Source organism: Zhaonella formicivorans, from assembly GCF_004353525.1.
Taxonomy (GTDB): domain Bacteria; phylum Bacillota; class DUOV01; order DUOV01; family Zhaonellaceae; genus Zhaonella; species Zhaonella formicivorans.
This window is the reverse complement of sequence record NZ_CP085524.1, coordinates 1315642-1328502: the sequence shown is the minus strand read 5'-3', so window position 1 is coordinate 1328502 and position 12861 is coordinate 1315642. Positions and strand designations below refer to the sequence as shown.

General features: G+C 45.9%; 14 protein-coding genes. 12 read left to right on the top strand and 2 right to left on the bottom strand.

The genetic code is table 11. The features are described from left to right. Nucleotide 1: 1 nt before the first annotated feature. Nucleotides 2-1402 (top strand): hypothetical protein, encoded by a 1401-nt coding sequence (locus EYS13_RS06640; protein ID WP_227767154.1) that lies wholly within the window; start codon nt 2-4, stop codon nt 1400-1402. Between the two features lie 78 nt (nt 1403-1480). Here EYS13_RS06640 and EYS13_RS06635 read toward each other — a convergent pair whose 3' ends face one another. Then, nucleotides 1481-2335, bottom strand: a complete 855-nt coding sequence (locus EYS13_RS06635) for a hypothetical protein (protein ID WP_227767152.1) — start codon at nt 2333-2335, stop codon at nt 1481-1483. Nucleotides 2336-2445: 110 nt separating this feature from the next. On the opposite strand from EYS13_RS06635, the gene EYS13_RS06630 reads away from it, so the two are divergent. From EYS13_RS06630 to kamB, 3 genes are all read left to right on the top strand, one after another. Next, nucleotides 2446-2703: a hypothetical protein gene (locus tag EYS13_RS06630; protein ID WP_227767151.1), complete on the top strand. Its 258-nt coding sequence runs from the start codon at nt 2446-2448 to the stop codon at nt 2701-2703. Further along, nucleotides 2696-4513 (top strand): cobalamin B12-binding domain-containing protein, encoded by a 1818-nt coding sequence (locus EYS13_RS06625; protein WP_227767149.1) that lies wholly within the window; start codon nt 2696-2698, stop codon nt 4511-4513. The genes EYS13_RS06630 and EYS13_RS06625 overlap by 8 nt, the downstream gene beginning before the upstream one ends. 495 nt (nt 4514-5008) lie before the next feature. Then, complete coding sequence (kamB, locus tag EYS13_RS06620) at nt 5009-6112, top strand: lysine 5,6-aminomutase reactivase subunit KamB (RefSeq protein ID WP_227767147.1); 1104 nt, start codon at nt 5009-5011, stop codon at nt 6110-6112. 11 nt (nt 6113-6123) lie between these two features. On the opposite strand, the gene EYS13_RS06615 is transcribed toward kamB, so the two are convergent. Next, nucleotides 6124-6282: a hypothetical protein gene (locus EYS13_RS06615; RefSeq protein WP_227767146.1), complete on the bottom strand. Its 159-nt coding sequence runs from the start codon at nt 6280-6282 to the stop codon at nt 6124-6126. 141 nt (nt 6283-6423) lie between these two features. Between EYS13_RS06615 and EYS13_RS06610 the strand changes: the two genes are divergently transcribed. The 8 genes from EYS13_RS06610 to moeB all read left to right on the top strand — a co-directional run bounded on the left by EYS13_RS06610 (nt 6424) and on the right by moeB (nt 12854). Beyond that, nucleotides 6424-6786: a YlbF/YmcA family competence regulator gene (locus EYS13_RS06610; RefSeq protein ID WP_227767143.1), complete on the top strand. Its 363-nt coding sequence runs from the start codon at nt 6424-6426 to the stop codon at nt 6784-6786. 89 nt (nt 6787-6875) lie between these two features. Further along, on the top strand, nt 6876-7250 hold the full coding sequence (locus EYS13_RS06605; protein WP_265332426.1) for a Fur family transcriptional regulator: 375 nt from the start codon (nt 6876-6878) through the stop codon (nt 7248-7250). Between the two features lie 377 nt (nt 7251-7627). Next, the gene (sfsA, locus tag EYS13_RS06600; RefSeq protein WP_227767138.1) at nt 7628-8326 is read left to right on the top strand and encodes a DNA/RNA nuclease SfsA; all 699 of its coding nucleotides are present in this window, start codon (nt 7628-7630) and stop codon (nt 8324-8326) included. A 153-nt stretch (nt 8327-8479) separates the two neighbouring features. Continuing rightward, the gene (gene bshC, locus EYS13_RS06595; protein WP_227767136.1) at nt 8480-10105 is read left to right on the top strand and encodes a bacillithiol biosynthesis cysteine-adding enzyme BshC; all 1626 of its coding nucleotides are present in this window, start codon (nt 8480-8482) and stop codon (nt 10103-10105) included. A 5-nt stretch (nt 10106-10110) separates the two neighbouring features. Beyond that, nucleotides 10111-10812 carry a bacillithiol biosynthesis deacetylase BshB1 gene (gene bshB1 / locus EYS13_RS06590; protein WP_227767134.1) on the top strand — a complete coding sequence of 234 codons (702 nt, stop codon included), beginning with the start codon at nt 10111-10113 and terminating at the stop codon, nt 10810-10812. A 348-nt stretch (nt 10813-11160) separates the two neighbouring features. Next, nucleotides 11161-11784, top strand: a complete 624-nt coding sequence (locus EYS13_RS06585; protein ID WP_227767132.1) for a tetratricopeptide repeat protein — start codon at nt 11161-11163, stop codon at nt 11782-11784. Nucleotides 11785-11814: 30 nt separating this feature from the next. Continuing rightward, nucleotides 11815-11928: an RCKP-type rubredoxin-like domain-containing protein gene (locus tag EYS13_RS16410; RefSeq protein ID WP_340641276.1), complete on the top strand. Its 114-nt coding sequence runs from the start codon at nt 11815-11817 to the stop codon at nt 11926-11928. Between the two features lie 119 nt (nt 11929-12047). Then, complete coding sequence (gene moeB / locus EYS13_RS06580; RefSeq protein ID WP_227767130.1) at nt 12048-12854, top strand: molybdopterin-synthase adenylyltransferase MoeB; 807 nt, start codon at nt 12048-12050, stop codon at nt 12852-12854. Nucleotides 12855-12861 lie beyond the last annotated feature (7 nt).

Genomic DNA, 12861 nt, shown 5'->3' with positions numbered 1-12861 from the left:
AATGCCCGTAGAATTAAATGCGCTTCATTGGATCTATGTAGTTACTGTACTGGTTGTACTAGCAGTAATGGTCATGCGGCGAGATACGCTTTTACCGTGCATAGCAGGTCTGGTTATTTTTGGGTTTGTAGCTAAAGGCAGTTTGATTGGGGCTGTGCAAACAGTCTACAATGCCCTTGTAGCAGCGGGAGGTGTTTTTTGGGAGATAATTGTAGTAATTTCCATAGTTGTGGCTATGTCTAAAGCAATGGCGGACGTTGGTGCTGACTATCTGGTTATGCAACCTGCTGCCAGACTGATGAAAAGCCCCACTCTAGCCTTCTGGCTATTGGGTATTGGTATGGCTGTGGTGGCTTGGTTTGTCTGGCCTACGCCAGCAGTTGCTTTAATAGGGGCTATTATGCTTCCGGTAGCTGTCAGAGCAGGTTTACCGAGCATTGGTGCCGCCATGGCAATGAACATCTTTGGCCATGGGGTTGCCCTTTCCAGCGACTATATCATCCAAGGAGCTCCGGGAATCAGCGGGAAGGCCGCTGGCATAGGTGCAAGCGGTGTAATCAGCGCCAGCGTGCCCTTATTTATAACCATGACACTTGTCACAACTATTGCTTCCTTTTGGGTGCTGCAAGGTATTTTACGCAAAGAAAAAGAAGTCCATGAAGAAGAAAGACGTCGTTTTGCGGAACAAGAGGCAAAAGCAGTTGAACGACAATTTACCTTTACCTCTTACCTCATAGCGTGGTTAGTCCCTTTAGCTTTTCTGAGCGTAATTGTGGCTTTGGTTGTATTTGATCTTAAAGGTGGCGATGCAACAGCCCTGGTAGGCGGAACGGCGGCTATCATCATGGCCGTAGCGGCTATATGCCAGTATGGAGTAGACTCATTGGAAAAAATTACTGACTACATCCGTGACGGTTTTATGTTTGGCATCAAGATCTTTGCGCCAGTAGTTGTGATTGGGGGATTTTTCTTTTTAGGTTCTGGGGAAATCCTGCCCAGGATAGTGGGAGAAACCCGATTCACTTTGACTGAGCAAGGGTTATTGGGTGATTTGGGCAATGCCCTTTCAGCCGTTGTTCCTCTGACGAGGATTCCGATAGCGTTCATACAGCTAATTATTGGAGTAATAACGGGCTTGGATGGTTCTGGTTTTTCCGGGTTACCACTGGTCGGTTCGCTGGCAAGAACATTTGGAACTGCTGCCAACGTTGATGTTGGCGTCTTGGCAGCTTTGGGTCAAATATCTACAATTTGGGTTGGAGGCGGTACTGTGGTACCGTGGGGCTTAATTCCCGTGGCAGCTATTTGTGGGGTTGAGCCTTTCGAACTGGCTCGCCGAAACTTCCTGCCAGTTGTACTGGGATTAGCGGCAACTACCATAGTAGCCATCATCATCATGTAGGAAACTGCTTTATCAAAGCAGGTATTAATTAGTTTGCAAAAAACGGGGCAGTAGGTGATACTGCCCCACTTTTGCATCTTAGCTATTCAGAAACAAATCATTGTTTAAAAGGGCTATTGGTATATTGAGGTGTAGGTCTTTAAGGGAATTGGTCAATTTTTTGTTTAATGTATCCTGAGCGAGGGTGCAGATGAAACTGTATTTTTGGCTGAGCAGTTCTTTAATAGGCAAATGTTTGGAGTCAAAAGGTAAAATCTGGCTCCTTAATGCTTTGACTCTTTCCTGAATTACCGGATGGGAAGCACATAAAGCCGTAGTAACTTCATTCCCCGCGCTCTGAAGCATTCTGATTATGCTGGGAGTCAAAAGGCAACCGTAACCCGAAGCTATTACAAGTATCTTGGAGTTCTTGACAGTCGACAGAGGTACCAGGCCGAAGACTATTTGGTCCCTTAAAATTTCCACTGTTATTTCCGGTAGCGTTTGCAAGAGATGCTGACATTGGAGGTCGTTAGTGAAAACTGCCAATTCAATCATACTTTGCTCATCAAATACTTCCAAAACTGCTGCCGGAACACGTAAAACAGCGGGAGGTTTGATGTGCCTCAGCTGGATAAGACTGAATTCATTAAGGGCTAAAAGCATTTGCTGCGAGATTTGTGCGTAAATAAGCATGCCTCCAGGGCTCAAGGGGAAAGCTTTAATTATATTGGCTTTTTTACGGTCCGGGTTAGCGGGTAAAGGAGCAACTTCACTAAATCGGTAATGGGTATAAACGCATGTTCCAACCCAGTCACAATTACACAGTTCGCCGCCTTGCAGGTGGCTGCAAACAGGGCAGCGTTTTAGCTCGGCCAGTATACACGGGCATTTGTCTTGTTCCAGAAAATCATTACATAAGCGGCTGAAGTTCGGCTGAAGTCTAGCCTCCATGTCAGTCACATCCTTTCAGGGTTTGGTTAGTGTATACCTTATTCAGGACTGAGCAAAATGTGAGCGGTTAGAATTAACTTTTTTAAAATTTTCTTAGAGGAGGTTTGTAGATGCCATCAAAAACTCTTGATCGAGTAATGGATGCGCTGGATCTTGAAACTTTCTTGGTCTGCAGCAATGCCGAGGAGGGCAAAAACCTGATTTTAAGCTTAATGCAGGAATTAGGATTTCAGGACGTTGATGTAGTTTTTATTCAGCACGAAGGGCCCGGGGTCAGGGTTAGAGCCAGAGCTTATGTCCACCGCTCCGGAGATAAATACGGCTGGCTGGGTGTTGATGATCACGTAAAGGAGGTTAACCATGGGTAAAAGAGTTTTGCTTGCCCCTTTGGATCCTGTTCACGATATTGGTTTGAAAATGATTAAGAGGGGTTTAGATGAGGCACAGCATGAGACAATTTTATTACCGCCCGATTTGCCTCCAGAGGAAATAGTCCGGGAAATAGTAGATAAAAAAGTGGATACTGTCCTTTTAAGCCGTACTTTGGGATACGGCGTAGCCGAGGTATTGGCAAAATTTGTTGATTTAGCAGATGCTGCCGGGGTCAGGGAAAAGGTGACATTAGGAATCGGCGGCATGGCTATCCGACCTGAACTGGCAGCAGAACTTGGTTTTGATGCCGGTTTCGGGCCAGGCACTACTGTGGAGCAGGCTGTTGCCTTTGTGGAAGGCAGGGAACTATCCACTGAAGGAGTACAGGTTAAGAAAACAAAGCAGGATATGACTGCCGGCTATAGTTATCAGTATAGGCACAGCAATATTGGCAGCCTTTTGGAAGTAATTTCCAAAATGATCCTGGCCTGGGTGGAGAATAAAACCTCTCCCGGTGTTGAAAGGGCTAAGGTGCGGGATGAACTGTGGGATATTAACCGCTGGCTAAACCGCCAGGAGAATAAAGAGTTTATGGCTGAATATCCCAAACTGTGCGGCGAAATACCTAGAAAGTACTACGAGACGGGAGAACTGCATCCCAAAACCCGTCGCTTTACACCCGAAGAGGTTAAAGGGTTAGAAAGGTACCTGGAAGATGTGAAAGCCAGGATGTCCGTTCAAAAATTACAGCATACCCGCAAGAAGCCTATTGTTTTCAATCAGTATGGCACAGGGTGTCCATACCTTGATATCGGCCATGTACAGGTAAGTGAGGCTTGGGGAGCGGACGGCGTGGTTCACTTTGATCCCTCTTGGGGAGCAAGGACGGAAGGGTTTTTAGACGGTTTCCTGACTCATCAGGAGGATGGGACTGTAATTACCCCAGCCAACTTAAACAGGATTCACGGTGCTTTGCAGGAAAGCACCTTATGGCAGGTCAGGGCCCACCGGGGGCTGAATACCCCTGAAACAGTAGTTTTAGCAGGTAAAATTGGAGCGGACTTAACAAAAATCAATTTTTGCTATGGAGCTTTGGGCGCTGGGACTGATCCGGAGCGGCTTTTAGTTGATGCTTACCATTCCATGAAGTATGCTATTAAGTATAACATGCCCTTTGACGTGGTAACCAATGAAGAACTGTGCGGTGTTCCTGCTTATAAAGCATTTGCCGGAATGCTGATCGTTGCCGATCTGGCGGTGCGTTTAGGGGCTAAGCCTATTTTGCAGCCTTTATTCTGCTATTCACCGGAAGTAATGATCAGCGGCCAGATGGAGGATAACTACATAGACTTTAACGCAGCCAAGATTTTTGCGCTTCGTTCCATTGTAGATGCTCCTATTTGGCCGGGTGCACCTATTGGTTTTCTTACCCACTCTGAAGACAGGGTGCAGTCTTCCATGACTACGGCGCTGCATGCCTGCCTGGCTTCTGCTCTGGAAGTAGATGCCATCTCAATTGCTTCTTCCGATGAAGCATACTCAGGAGGACCCATTTCCGTGCCCTCTAAAATCGACACCTTGCGGGCAACTATGGAGGGCTTCAGGTTCTTTGGCCAGGCCGGGATTGCGCCTACGAAAAAAGCAGAAGAGTGGAGCCAGGATATAGTGGCAGGCATTGAAAAGGTACTGCAAGAAGTGTTGCAGACAGGAGATTTTGTGCAGGCAATATACGCCGGTTTACTGGGCAGCAGGGAGGAAGGGGCCTATCCCGGCAGAGCAGGCAGAGGGACAGTCACAACCATTTAGTTACACGGGACCATATCTTTAGGGAAGCCAACAGCTATCAGCCTTCAGCCGTCAGCTGAAAATTATACCAGCATTGTCCTAGGGCTAGCAGACACTCAGGCTGCTATCGCAGTACCACCAGAAGAACGAATAATTTAACCCATTGTGTTGGTAGCTTTGACGACCCATAGAGTCTCTGTAAAGAGAATTAGTGTTGGGGACATTCTTCAACTTATTGAGTTTTGACTTGGAGTAGTTGTTAGTTTGTTGGTTGCTGGTTGTTAGTTACAACCCAATTCCCAAGGTAATACCAGGAACTAAGGGCTAACGACTAACGACTCAGCCCTACGGTCTGGTGGGTGTGTCCCCTGACCTATGACGCACGAGCAGTGTGCTCTTGATTCAGACACTGGGAGCGACAGGACATAAACGTTAATGCTATTTTCTACATAGCTGCTAGCTGATGGCTGGTGGCTGAAGGCTTCACTTTATACATGCGAATGGGGGTGGAAAAGTATGCATTCTATGGCTATTGGTATCGCAGGTACGGCAAAAAACACAGGTAAGACAACAACCACTTCCAGCATTATTGACGAACTGAATAAAAAAGACATGATGTTTGGTCTAACAAGCATCGGGTATGACGGGGAACGGATAGATAACGTAACCGGATTGCCAAAACCGCGCTTAACCCTGTTGCCGGGACAATTGGTTGCTACGGCTGAGCGCTGCTTAAAGGTCAGTACAGCCAGATTGGAAATCATTGAAACTACAAATATGTTAACTCCTTTGGGCAGAATTGTGTACGCCAGGGTAAAGGAACAAGGCCAGGTTTTAATAGCGGGACCAAACAAAAGCAGTCAACTGCGCACTGTTATTGCTAAATTGCAAGAATTGGAGGCCCGGTTAATTCTGGTAGATGGCGCCTTAAACAGGATGGCCCCCATGGTGGAAACAGATGGCTTTATCCTGGCTACCGGTGCTGCCAGGCAACCGGACATAGGAAGGCTCGTTGAAGAAACCGGCGCCATTAGCGGCGTTTGTAGCTTGGGTTCTTACCAGGGCCGCTCTTTGCAGGGTTACAATAGCGTTACCTTTGTGACTGCCAGGGGAAAAATCATAGAAAGCCCGGTAGCTTTTTTAATTGATAAGCAGGATATTCAGGAACTTTATCTCCATTGGCAGCCCAAAACGGCCTTTGTATATATTCCCGGTGTGGTGGGGGAAAAGTGCTGGCCCGAGTTGGTTAAATTCCTGTTGGAGCAGGACAGTAAACCTGCTTTGGTTTTTGCGGACCCTATCAAGATTCTTATTTCGGGCAATGTAACCCAAAGTTACCAGTATATAAGGACTCTTCAAAAGCATGGCATCAAGGTGCTGTTGAAGCAGCAAGTAGAATTGCTGGCAATAACCGTTAACCCTTTTTATCCTCGTTATCGCTACGAGGCCAACGACTATGAACCGGCTTACGTTGATAAACAGCTTCTGCTCCAAAGTATGCGGGAAAACATTGGGGTTCCGGTTTTTGATGTAATGCAGGACGGCGGGAAAAACTTGCTGCAGCAAATTTTGCAAAAGGACCGGATTTCAAAAGAGGGGCTTCCACCTTTTTCGAGGTAGAGGCCCTTTGTTTAAAATACTTCGAAAGTAAAACCCCGATAATCTTCAGCTTCAGGAGATGCCGCTTCTTCCTTGTCCATGTCCATGGGTTGGCTTTCGTCGGCAGTGAATGAAAAATGATGGGGTTCAAAAGCTTCGTTATAGATCCAGGGAATTTCACCTTTTTGCAAAATCCTTACCTCCATATCGCTAGTTTTAGGATCATTTTTAGCTTGCCCCCTGGAAAAGCTATTATGCGGTGTAGCAGGATTTTGACTTGCCCGGGTAGAATAACAATCAGCTAAGCGTTTAAAGCAATTGGGGGGATGGTAATGTCAGTATACAATAAGGCCCACGATCTGGCCCGCGAGTTGGCGGCTTCAGAGGAATATAAAGAATATCTTAAAGCTAAAGAAAAAATGGAAAAGGACAAAACTAATCTTTCCATACTGGAAGAGTACCGGCGCAAGCAATGGGAGGTACAAATGGCCCAGCTTTTGGGACAGGAAGTTGATGAAGAGTTGCTGGTGCAGTTGGAACAGATTTATCAAATTCTATCCCTCAACCCTGCTATCAATGAATTTTTGCTGGCTGAATACCGTTTTACCAGGATGCTGGGCGATATTCAAAAAATCCTGGCAGAATCGGTAGAAAGTTGGTTTAGTGTAGGAGGTTACAACCCTATGCTGAATTAAAATTAACTTGACATATACTGTCCTAAATTATAAACTATGGTAAATAGTAATTATTATTAAGGGTGATGAGGATGAAGCTGGGAAGTCGCATGACTAAACAGAAAAAAGTTATTCTGGATGTACTAAAGAATACTGATACTCATCCTACAGCTGACTGGATCTATGAAAAAGCGCGCAAAACCTTACCTGATATTAGTTTGGGGACAGTATACCGCAATTTGCATGTATTAAAAGAATTGGGAGAAATCAGTGAACTGAATTATGGGAGTTCCTACAGCCGTTATGATGGCAATCCGGCAGCCCATTACCATTTTGTCTGCGAGGCATGTGGAAAAGTGCTCGACGTCGATTTGCCTGTACAAACCAAATTAAATGATGAAGTTGCAAGCCAAATGGGTTTAAAAGTAACACATCACCGTTTAGAATTTTACGGCTTATGCGATGAATGCCAAACCAAAAACTGAAGAAGCCCGTAGCAGGCTTCTTGCAGGTAACACGAAACTTTTTAGCTGCCTGCGGGAGCTATTGGTAAGTCTCCCAGTTATTTTTCCTACCCTGGGTTCTCCCTGTCACATAATTCACGGCATAAGGGATAAGATAATAAAAACAAAACAAACAGGATGGGAGCAAACCATGGAAAAAATTACGGAAATAGCTTGTTGTCAGCAGTGCGGCAAACCGTACCGTAAGCAAAAGCTGCTGCAGGTGTATGAAATTTGGGGCAGCAAATCCCTTTGTAAAACTTGTTACCAGCGGCATCAAAGGTCCCAGTGGGGTTATTGGTAAGCGCTTCTCAAGAAGGGGCGTTTTTTTTGTAGACTATTTTCAGTAAGGAGCAATAATGATTAGAATCTCATTTCCCGTAGAAAAAATGGTTAAAGGGGTATTTTTGGTCAGGCTGAACCGCTTTCTAGCCAAAGTAAGTGTCGGTTTCAAAGAGGCCCTGGCCCACGTGCCAAACTCGGGGCGAATGTTGGAACTGCTGGTTCCGGGGGCCAAAGTATGGCTTATTGAAAAAAAGGCAGCAGGCAGAAAAACTTCCTATGAGCTTGCTATGGTTAATTATGAAAACTCTCTGGTGGCTATAGACTCCCGCCTTTCCAATGCAATTGTGCGGCGGGCTTTGGAAATGAAATATTTACACCGGCTTTCAGGTTACGGGGAAATAAAGCCGGAATATACTTATGGGGCCAGCAGGTTTGATTTTTTTCTGCCAGGGAAACCACCTTGCTTAATTGAGGTAAAATCCGTTACGCTTGTGGAAAGGGGCCGGGCTCGCTTCCCCGATGCACCCACGGAGCGGGGCAGGAAGCACCTTCTGGAGCTTATTGCTGCCAGGGAAAATGAGTTTAGATGTATAATAATTTTTGTAGTACAGCGCCGGGACGCACAGCATTTTTCGCCTAACGATGCAACTGATCCGGAATTTGGACGCGCTCTGCGTTTGGCATTAAAAAGCGGTGTGGAAGCCTATGCTTATAAATGCGCTGTAGATCCAAAGGGAATGACTTTGTTGGGGGAAATTCCTGTAGTTGTTTAGCTATCTGCCGTCAGCTATCAGCCATCAGCTATCGGCTTGAAGTTGGTGCTCTTGATTCAGACAGTGGGAGCGAAAGGACGTAAACATTACAGTTATTTTTGAGGCGGTTTTCGGTGTTTAAGATGTTTACTGACAAGTGAAAGGGATGGGAGAATGTGGAGTCGACCAGTTGCTTTTCCTGCGGTAAAGGACATTTACCGGTTGTACGTTCAGGACTTTAACCGTGTCCAAGAACTTTTTACCTATAATCCTGCAGAGTTCCCCATAGAAAAAAGAGTGCGTTTTCTGCAGGAAAAGTGGACAGGTGACCGCTCTAAATTAGCCGCAATATTGGACGAAGATAACCGGCGCCTTGGTGCTGACAGCAAGACACTAAGGAGTATCGCCGAGTTGGCCCAGGAAGACGCAGTGGCTGTAGTTACCGGACAGCAGGTAGGTATTTTTACCGGGCCGCTGCTCACCATTTACAAAACGTTAACTGCTGTTTTTTTGTGCCAGGTTTTGCGCAGCAAATACAATATCCGCGCTGTACCGGTCTTTTGGAGCGCCGGGGAGGACCACGATTATCAGGAGGTCAATCACATCTTTTGTCTCAACAGGGAAGGCAAAATTCAGCGGTTGACCCTTGCTTACAAGCCGGCAGGTACCCCTGCCGCTGGCTTAGTTTCAACGGGAGAGCATTGCTTTCGGCTAGTGCAACAACTCAAGTCCCAAACTATTGATGCGGCTTTTAAGCAAGCATATGCGGGACTGCTGCTGGACAAGCTTGCTGCGAGCAGCACTTTGGCAGACTGGTTCGGTCGTTTGCTGTTAAGTTTATTCAGTCAATACGGTTTAGTCTATTTTAATCCGATGCTGCCCGGGTTGCGCCGGATGGCAGCGCCTTTCTACCAAAAAGCTTTGCAAATTCAAGATGAATTTCACCAGGGAGTGGAGAAGTCTAACCTGTTGATTGAAAAGCTCGGTTGCACCCCTGCTGTTTTAAAATCGTCCAGCCACACTCACCTTTTCCTTTACAGGCAAGGTAACCGGGAACCTCTCTTAGCTTGGGAAGGGGGGTTCAGGGCGGGGCAAAGTTTATACAGCAGGGAAGAAATAGAACAGTTGATCCGGTTTAATCCGGAAACCTTAAGTCCCGATGTAATCCTAAGGCCGGTTTTACAGGACTGTCTTCTCCCCACAGCAGTTTACGTAGCAGGTCCCGGCGAAATCAATTACTGGGCCCAACTCAAGAATGTTTTTGCTGCCTTCGGCGGAGAAATGCCCATACTTTATCCCAGAGCCAGCTTTACTTTGGTCGAACCGCAGGTGGAAGTAATGCTAAACCGGTACCAAGTGACCGATTTGGCGGAGGTTTGGCAAGGCTTGACGGGGAGAATGACGAAAATTTTAATTGCCCGGGATAAGTTAGGAATCAAAGAGAAATTCAGCCTTTTCCGGGAGCGGATTGCAGGGGAAATAAACCACTTTAGCCGGGAATTTCTAGAAAAATACAATGATTTGCAGGGGTTACAAAGCGAAAATTTAGAACGGATTATGGACCAGCTAAAATATCTGGAAGATAAGGTTTGGCAAAGGTACAGCAGAGAGAATCAAGACTTACGAAAGGATCTGGAGTACATTGCGCGCAACCTGTATCCGTATAACCGTTTACAAGAAACAGTTTTCAATGTGTTTCCCTATCTTTTTAAGTATGGAGCGGGAGTTATCGCGGGCTTGCTGGAGCAGCATAATTCGTTAGGGGATTTTAGCCATAAATTTGTTTTTTTAGGGAGTTGAACTTGATGATCGAACAAGTTGATTTAATTGCTTTTGGAGCTCATCCGGACGATGTGGAAATTGGGTGTGGCGGACTCATTGCATCTACCCTAAAAAGAAAGATGCGGGTTGGTATAGTTGATTTGACCAGAGGAGAAATGGCCAGCACCGGCACTGTAGAAGAGCGGGCAGAGGAGGCTGCCCGAGCGGCAGAAATTCTAGGCGTGACCTGGCGGGTAAACCTGGGAATCCCGGACCGAAATGTTCAAATCAACGAGGTTAACTTGCAGGAGGTAGTGAAAGTTATAAGACAGGGCAGGCCTAAAGTGATTGTGGCGCCTTTTTGGCAGGACAGGCATCCTGACCATGTCAATTGCAGCAGGCTTGTAGCCGAAGCTTTTTTTAGCGCCGGATTGTGGAAATTTTATCCTGAATTAAAACCTTACCGGCCCAAGCGTCTGTTTTATTATTATTTAAACCATTATCATGCCAAGCCTAGCTTTGTAGTTGATATTTCTCCCTACTTTGAGCTTAAATTGCGGGCAATACAGGCCCACCATTCCCAATTTGACGAGAACCGGTTGCGTACGACCGGTTTGAATACGGGCAGCTTTTTAGAGGTGCTGGAAGCTAGGAACAGGTATTTTGGCTCTTTGATCGGGGTTAAATACGGCGAAGCATTTTTTAGCAAAGAGATGCTCGCTGTTTCTAACCCTTTGGATCTATAAGCTAATTAAGCTAGAGAGCGAAAAAAATATACATTAATTAATAAAAAATTGATGGACATTAACTATTTTTTTGCTATAATACTACTTAACATAGTAAAATTTTTAACAGGGAGGAGCCGTTTTTAACAGCCATGGAATTAACCCAAAAGACCAACATAGATACTTGGTTGGATTTCTTGAATTGGTTAGGCATAAATGTAGAAAATCCAAGGCATAAAAAGTATAGTGAGGAACAAAGAGAGGATTAGTAAAACAGCATCTTTCTTTTTGTCAGCTGGTATTTAGTTGACAAGCAAAGTGGCCTATACTATGATCGATGACAAGGGATCATGAAAGGAAGATCTGAAGATGATGCTGAAAGCGATAAGAAAACATAAGCGGGCAGCAAAAATTCCTCTAATTATCCTGGTCATCGTACTGTCTGTTGGGTTGGTTGGTTCCTTTATGGTCTGGCAAGCGCCATCTGCTGACGATTTTCAGGCAACCGGGGCTTCCGGGGGTAATAGCCAGTTGCAAAGCTTACGGGCCAATATCAGGCAATATGAACAAGCTGTAAAAACTAATCCTAATAATGTTAATCTTCTCGTTGCCCTGGCAAATAATCAATACGACTTGGGTGTCCAATATTTTGATGTGCAAAACTATGAAGAAGGGGCAAAGTTTTTTAAGGCAGCGGTAAAGAGCTACCAAAAGGCATTGGAACAGCAGCCGCAGAATATTAACATCAGAGTGGATCTGGCCACGGCAGCATTTTACAGCGCCCAATATGACCTGGCGGAAGAACATTATAAAAAGGCAATTGAACAAGATCCCAAGTTTTTAAACGCCAGAATGAATTACGGTATTTTCTTGTACAATGTGCGCAATGATAAAAAGGGTGCTATTGCCCAGTGGCAAGCTGCCTTAGAGACCAAACCTGATGCTGCCACGGCCGAAAGGCTTAAGAAATTAATTGAGAGTGCAGGCGAATAAAAAATTTGAGTTTAACCAGGGGGTGTAGGGATGGCAGTATGGAAATGCGGCAACTGCGGATTTGAAAAGGAAACAAGATGTAAGCCGAAAAAATGCCCGGAATGCGAAGCGAAAGACAGCTTTGCCAAAAAAGAAGAGAAGTAGTGGTTTAATGGGAGCCCGATATGGGCTTCTTTCCTTTTCCGATGAAAAGCTGCTATTTAAATTGACAAAGCCAAGAGTGTTGATTAGCATGGAATTAAGCATGCGAAGGAGGGAGAAAATTGGGCCTGAACGAAGAGCAGATTAGACGCTATAGCCGGCACATTTTGCTCAAAGAAGTGGGTGGCAAAGGGCAGAAAAAGCTTTTAGAATCCAAAGTATTGATAGTGGGCGCCGGTGGGCTGGGCTCACCGGTTAGTCTTTATTTGACAGCCGCGGGTGTCGGTACAATCGGTCTGGTGGACAATGATGCCGTCGATTTGTCCAACCTGCAGCGTCAAGTAGTGCATACGACCGATAGGGTTGGTATGGCCAAAGTTGAATCGGCTAAGCGTACTTTAAACGCGCTCAACCCCGAGGTAAACGTCATTGCTCACGAACTGCGCCTTACTAAAAACAATGTGCTGGATTTAATAAAGGATTATGATTTAATCATCGACGCAGTAGACAATTTCCCGGCCAGGTTTCTGCTAAATGATGCCTGCGTGTTTACAGGAAAACCCATGATCGAGGCAGGGATCTTGCGCTGGGATGGGATGCTCATGACTATTCTCCCGGGCCAGGGACCTTGCTACCGCTGCGTTTTTCCGGCTCCGCCTCCTCCGGGTACGGTGCCCAGCTGCCAGGAAGCAGGTGTCATAGGAGTGGTGCCGGGGGTTATGGGTATGCTGCAGGCTACGGAAGCTATTAAGCTGTTGCTGGGTGTAGGACAAAATATGGCAGGAAAACTGCTGCTGTTTGATGCTCTGGAAACAAAATTCCGGGAAGTAGAAGTGGAACGTAACCCGGATTGTCCTGTTTGCGGTGAGCATCCGACAATTACCGAGCTGGAAGAGTATGAGCTCTACTGTGACATGCAGCAAGGTTAAGAAGGCT

What these genes read in the sequence shown, in the direction of transcription:
- bshC (WP_227767136.1), top strand. Translation starts at nt 8,480, where the DNA reads ATGTGGAGTCGACCAGTTGCTTTTCCTGCGGTAAAGGACATTTACCGG.
- bshB1 (WP_227767134.1), top strand. Translation starts at nt 10,111, where the DNA reads ATGATCGAACAAGTTGATTTAATTGCTTTTGGAGCTCATCCGGACGAT.
- EYS13_RS06585 (WP_227767132.1), top strand. Translation starts at nt 11,161, where the DNA reads ATGATGCTGAAAGCGATAAGAAAACATAAGCGGGCAGCAAAAATTCCT.
- EYS13_RS06635 (WP_227767152.1), bottom strand. Translation starts at nt 2,335, where the DNA reads ATGGAGGCTAGACTTCAGCCGAACTTCAGCCGCTTATGTAATGATTTT.
- EYS13_RS06605 (WP_265332426.1), top strand. Translation starts at nt 6,876, where the DNA reads ATGACTAAACAGAAAAAAGTTATTCTGGATGTACTAAAGAATACTGAT.
- sfsA (WP_227767138.1), top strand. Translation starts at nt 7,628, where the DNA reads ATGATTAGAATCTCATTTCCCGTAGAAAAAATGGTTAAAGGGGTATTT.
- EYS13_RS06640 (WP_227767154.1), top strand. Translation starts at nt 2, where the DNA reads ATGCCCGTAGAATTAAATGCGCTTCATTGGATCTATGTAGTTACTGTA.
- kamB (WP_227767147.1), top strand. Translation starts at nt 5,009, where the DNA reads ATGCATTCTATGGCTATTGGTATCGCAGGTACGGCAAAAAACACAGGT.
- EYS13_RS16410 (WP_340641276.1), top strand. Translation starts at nt 11,815, where the DNA reads ATGGCAGTATGGAAATGCGGCAACTGCGGATTTGAAAAGGAAACAAGA.
- EYS13_RS06625 (WP_227767149.1), top strand. Translation starts at nt 2,696, where the DNA reads ATGGGTAAAAGAGTTTTGCTTGCCCCTTTGGATCCTGTTCACGATATT.
- EYS13_RS06630 (WP_227767151.1), top strand. Translation starts at nt 2,446, where the DNA reads ATGCCATCAAAAACTCTTGATCGAGTAATGGATGCGCTGGATCTTGAA.
- EYS13_RS06610 (WP_227767143.1), top strand. Translation starts at nt 6,424, where the DNA reads ATGTCAGTATACAATAAGGCCCACGATCTGGCCCGCGAGTTGGCGGCT.